Origin of the sequence: Streptomyces spongiae (assembly GCF_009377185.1) — a bacterium.
GTDB lineage: Bacteria > Actinomycetota > Actinomycetes > Streptomycetales > Streptomycetaceae > Streptomyces > Streptomyces spongiae.
In genome coordinates this window covers 1-5250 of sequence record NZ_VJZC01000657.1, presented here as the reverse complement: position 1 = coordinate 5250, position 5250 = coordinate 1, and the positions used below count along the sequence as shown (strand labels likewise).

The 5250-nt window shown below is 70.4% G+C and carries 4 protein-coding genes; 2 read left to right on the top strand and 2 right to left on the bottom strand.

The window, feature by feature from the left end; genetic code table 11:
* The coding region (locus FNH08_RS43930; protein ID WP_407704572.1) for a hypothetical protein at positions 1–1205 on the top strand (1205 nt) is incomplete at its 5' end.
* A 36-nt stretch (positions 1206–1241) separates the two neighbouring features.
* On the opposite strand, the gene FNH08_RS43925 is transcribed toward FNH08_RS43930, so the two are convergent.
* Both FNH08_RS43925 and clpB read right to left on the bottom strand, forming a co-directional pair.
* A complete protein-coding gene (locus FNH08_RS43925) occupies positions 1242–1772 on the bottom strand; it encodes a YbjN domain-containing protein (protein ID WP_152777101.1) in 531 nt (176 codons plus the stop codon).
* 199 nt (positions 1773–1971) lie between these two features.
* Positions 1972–4569, bottom strand: a complete 2598-nt coding sequence (gene clpB, locus FNH08_RS43920) for an ATP-dependent chaperone ClpB (RefSeq protein WP_322726424.1) — start codon at positions 4567–4569, stop codon at positions 1972–1974.
* Between the two features lie 131 nt (positions 4570–4700).
* Here clpB and FNH08_RS43915 point away from each other — a divergent pair, with 131 nt between their 5' ends.
* Positions 4701–5123 carry a PPOX class F420-dependent oxidoreductase gene (locus FNH08_RS43915; RefSeq protein WP_152777100.1) on the top strand — a complete coding sequence of 141 codons (423 nt, stop codon included), beginning with the start codon at positions 4701–4703 and terminating at the stop codon, positions 5121–5123.
* Positions 5124–5250 lie beyond the last annotated feature (127 nt).

Here is a 5250-nt window from a genome sequence, read left to right as displayed (position 1 = left end):
CCCCGGCCCCCGCCCGCGAGGACACCCGGCGCCCCAAGGATCACGTCCGCTCCGTGGCGCGAACCCCTAGAGCGCGCCCCCCTGGAGCGCGACCCCCTACGGTCGTCCTGGCCCTCGGGCTCTTCCTCGCCGCCCGGCTCACCGGTGTCGCCGTCCTCACCGCGACCGCGTGGGCCTACGGCAAGAACCCGCTGTGGCTGCTCGGGCGGTCCTGGGACTCGGGCTGGTACGTGGGGATCGCGGCGCACGGGTACGGGCGGATCGAGCACTACCCGCCCAAGATCGCCAGCGACTACGCCTTCTTCCCGCTCTACCCGGGACTCGTACGGGCCGTCACCGAGGTCACCCCGCTGAGCGGCGGCGCGGCCGGACTGGTCGTGTCCTGGGCGGCCGCCGGGGCGGCGGCCTGCGGGCTGTACGCCGTGGGGCGGCTGCTGTACGGCCGTGGGGTCGCCGTCGCGCTCGTCCTGCTGTGGGGCGTGCTGCCGCACTCCGTCCTGCTGTCCCTGGCGTACACGGAGCCAGTTCTCACCGCCCTCGCGGCCTGGTCGCTGTACGCGGTGCTCACCGGGCGCTGGGTGTGGGCGGGCGTACTGGCCTCACTCTCGGGGCTGGCCCGGCCGAACGGGCTCGCGGTGGCGGCGGCGGTGCTCGTGGCGGCGGCGTACGAGGTGGTGCGGCGGCGCGGGCGAAACGTTTCCCACAGGCTGTGGACGGGCGCCGCGCTCGCACCGCTCGGGTGGTGCGGGTACGTGCTGTGGGTCGGGGTGCGCACAGGTGATCCGCTCGGCGGGTACTTCGCGGTCCAGCGGCGATGGGGCTCGCGCTTCGACTTCGGCGTGGGCGCTCTGCACCAGGCCCGGCACCTGGTGCTGAACGGCGGACGCTTCGTGTTCCCCATGGCGATGGTGGCCGTGGCGGTGTCGATCGTGCTCTTCGCGCTGCTGGTGGTGGACCGCGCGCCCCTGGTGCTGGTGGTGTACTCCGGCGTCCTGCTGGTGATCGCGCTGGGCGGTGCCGGGTACTTCGAGTGCAAGCCGCGCTTCCTGCTGCCGGCCTTCCCGCTGCTGCTGCCGCCGGCGCGGGCGCTGGTACGGACGGCGAGAGCCCGGCCCTGGCACGCGACCGTGGTGGTCGGTGCCCTGGCCGGGCTCTCCTTCGTCTACGGGGCGTTCCTGGTCGTGGTCAACCAGACGCCCCTGTGAGGACGCCCCTGTGAGGACTACCGGTCGGCCGGTGTCCTACTCCTCCTCGTCGTCGGGCTTCTCCGCCTCCTCGACGTCCTCCGCGAGGCCGAGCTGCTCCACGAGCCACTTGTCGAACTCGATGGCCGCCCGCACCCAGCTCACGGTCGACGAAACGAAGTGCTCCAGGCTGACGCCCGTGCCGATCAGCAGCTGCGCCTCGCCGATCAGGCGGACGGTGCCGTCGTCGTGGGTGTGGCTGTACACCTTGGGCCACAGCGTGCGACGGTTCCAGTCGTCGATCGTCTCCAGCAGCGTCTGCTTCTCATCGATCTTGTGCGGCCGGTCGTAGAACGTCCGTACCGAGAAGACCTGCTGGTCGCCCTCGCCGCGGAACATGAAGTACGTACGGAACTGCTCCCACGGCGCCGCGAGGTCACCCTCGTCGTCGACGACGTACTTCAGCTCCATCTGGTCGAGGAGCTGCTTCACGAGGTCCTGATCCGGGACGACGGGGCCCGCCGGTCCTTGGGGCTGCGGCTCGGGCTGGCCCCCGAAGTTCGGAATCGAGGACGGGTCGATGGACATACTGGGTACTCCCGGGTCGTCTGGCTCGTCCGGCCATCACTGAGACCAGACGTACAACTCCACCCTCTCTCTCTTGCCCCATGCCCGGCAACCTGCATGGCTTACGGGCTCCACCGCGTGGCGCATTACCGCTGTCGCGGACGGTGACGACGCGGTGGCCGACTCAGTCCGACGCCGTGGCCGACTCCGTGGCCGACGGCTACAGCGTCTTGCCCGTCGCCGGACCCACGATCAGGCCGTCGCCGAAGGCGTCCACCCGGACCGTGTCGCCGTCCTTGACCTCCCCCGAGAGGATCTCCTTGGCGAGGCGGTCGCCGATGGCGGTCTGGACGAGGCGGCGCAGCGGGCGGGCGCCGTACGCCGGGTCGTTGCCCTCGTCCGCGAGCCAGGCCAGGGCCGCGGGCGTGACGTCCAGGCTGAGGCGGCGCTCGGCGAGACGCCGGGCGAGACGCTCGATCTGGAGCTGGGCGATGCGCTCCAGCTCCTCCTTGTTCAGCGCGGAGAAGACCACGAGGTCGTCCAGGCGGTTGAGGAACTCCGGCTTGAAGGAGGTCCGCACCACCTCCAGCACCTGCTCCTTCTTCTCCTGCTCGGACGTCAGCGGCTCCACGAGGAACTGGCTGCCCAGGTTCGAGGTGAGGATCAGGATGGTGTTGCGGAAGTCGACCGTACGGCCCTGGCCGTCCGTCAGCCGCCCGTCGTCCAGCACCTGTAGGAGGATGTCGAAGACCTCCGGGTGCGCCTTCTCGACCTCGTCGAGGAGTACGACGCTGTACGGCCGCCTGCGCACGGCCTCGGTCAGCTGGCCGCCCTCCTCGTAGCCGACGTATCCGGGCGGGGCGCCGACGAGGCGGGCCACGCTGTGCTTCTCGCTGTACTCCGACATGTCGATGCGGACCATGGCCCGCTCGTCGTCGAAGAGGAAGTCCGCGAGCGCCTTGGCGAGCTCGGTCTTGCCGACACCGGTCGGGCCGAGGAAGAGGAAGGAGCCGGTGGGGCGGTCGGGGTCGGCGATGCCCGCGCGGGACCGCCGTACGGCGTCACTCACCGCCCGCACGGCCTCGGTCTGGCCGATGAGCCGGCGGCCCAGCTCGTCCTCCATCCGCAGCAGCTTCTGGGTCTCGCCCTCCAGGAGGCGTCCGGCCGGGATGCCGGTCCAGGCGGCGACGGTGTCGGCGATGTCGTCGGAGCCGACCTCCTCCTTGACCATGGTGTCCTTGGCGGCCTCCTCCTCTGCCTGGGAGGCGGCCTCCAAGTCCCGTTCCAGGGTGGGGATCTCGCCGTAGAGCATCTTGCTGGCGGTGTCGAAGTCGCCGTCGCGCTGGGCCCTCTCCGCCTGGCCGCGCAGCTCGTCCAGCTTCTCCTTCAGCTCACCGACGCGGTTGAGGGACTGCTTCTCCTTCTCCCAGCGGGCGGTGAGCCCCCTGAGCTCCTCCTCCTTGTCGGCGAGGTCGCGGCGCAGCCGCTCCAGCCGCTCGCGCGAGGCCGCGTCGGTCTCCTTCTCCAGCGCCAGCTCCTCCATCTTCAACCGGTCGACGGCGCGCTGGAGTTCGTCGATCTCGACCGGCGAGGAGTCGATCTCCATACGGAGCCGGGAGGCCGCCTCGTCGACGAGGTCGATGGCCTTGTCGGGCAGGAACCGCGAGGTGATGTACCGGTCGGAGAGCGTGGCGGCGGCGACGAGCGCGCTGTCCGCGATCTGCACCTTGTGGTGGGCCTCGTACCGCCCCTTGAGCCCGCGCAGGATCGCGATCGTGTCCTCGACGGTGGGCTCGGCGACCAGCACCTGCTGGAACCGCCGCTCCAGGGCGGGGTCCTTCTCGATCCGCTCGCGGTACTCGTCCAGCGTGGTCGCACCGACCATGCGCAACTCACCGCGGGCGAGCATGGGCTTGAGCATGTTGCCGGCGTCCATGGCGGAGTCACCGCCGGCCCCGGCGCCGACGACGGTGTGCAACTCATCGATGAACGTGATGATCTGCCCGTCGGAGTCCTTGATCTCGGCGAGAACGGTCTTCAGCCGCTCCTCGAACTCACCCCGGTACTTGGCACCGGCGACCATCGCACCCAGGTCGAGCGCGACGAGCCGCTTGTTCCGGAGGGACTCGGGCACGTCACCCTTGACGATCCGCTGGGCAAGGCCCTCCACCACGGCGGTCTTGCCGACCCCCGGCTCACCGATGAGCACGGGATTGTTCTTGGTCCTGCGGCTGAGCACCTGCACGACCCGCCGGATCTCCTGGTCGCGCCCGATGACGGGATCGAGCTTTCCTTCCCGCGCGGCGGCGGTGAAGTCGGTTCCGAACTTCTCCAGGGCCTTGTACTGCCCCTCGGGATCGGAGGTGGTCACCCGGCGCCCTCCCCTCGCCTTCTGGAAGGCGTCCTGCAACTTCCTGGCGTCGGCCCCCTGCTGGGCCAGCACCTCCCCGGCCTGGCCGCCCTTGGCCGCGACGCCGATGAGCAGGTGCTCGGTCGACACGTAGTCGTCCCCGAGCTCCTTGGCCCGCGCCTGCGCGTCGGCGACCACGGCGAGGAGCTCGCGGCTCGGCTGGGGCGGCGGGACGGTGGACCCCGTCACGCTGGGCAGGCCCGCGAGGATCTTCTCGGCGCCGACGCGCACGGATGCCTGGTCGGCGTCGACGGCGGCCAGCAGGTCGATGATGTTCTCGTTGTCCTGACCCTGGAGCAGAGCCAGGAGCAGGTGGGCGGGGGTGAAGTCCGGGTGCCCCTCCGACACGGCCCGGTTACTGGCCGCGTTGATCGCGTCCCGGCTCCTGTTGGTCAGCTCGGCGTCCACGTTCGCGTTCTCCTCCTTGGCTCAGCCGTCGCCCCGGCGCTTCCCTAACTGACTTGAGCAACGTACACAAAGTTGAGTCTATTCCACTCAAGGTGTCGTGCGGGAGGCATCGTGGCGTTAGGTTCCGGTCCATGACCACCCCTCACACGGATTCCACACCTTCGGGTGCCCCCGACGCGTCGTACCTCGCCTTCTGGCAGGAGCGTCATCTGTGCACCCTGACGACCCTCCGCCCGGACGGCAGCCCGCACGTGGTGCCCGTCGGCGTTACATACGATCCCGAGGCACGACTGGCTCGGGTGATCACGCGAGGGGGGAGCGTGAAGGTACGGAACGTCAGGGCTGCCGGGCCGGACGGGGCCCGGGTCGCGGTGTGCCAGCTGGACAGGGGCCGCTGGGCGACGCTGGAGGGGCGGGCCTTCGTCCGCACGGACCCTGACCTGGTCGCGGACGCGGAGCGGCGGTACGCGGAGCGGTACCAGAGGGTGCCGACGCCGAATCCGTCCCGCGTGGTGATCGAGATCGAGGTGACCCGGACGCTGGGAAGGGCCTGAGGGTTCCCTCGCGGACTCCGGCCCTCCTGCGGACCGTACGGTTCCGGCCACCGTCGGCATCGGCGGATACCCGGAGATATCGCCGGAAACCTGCAGCGGCGTCACCGTGTTCAGGTCACGGTGACGC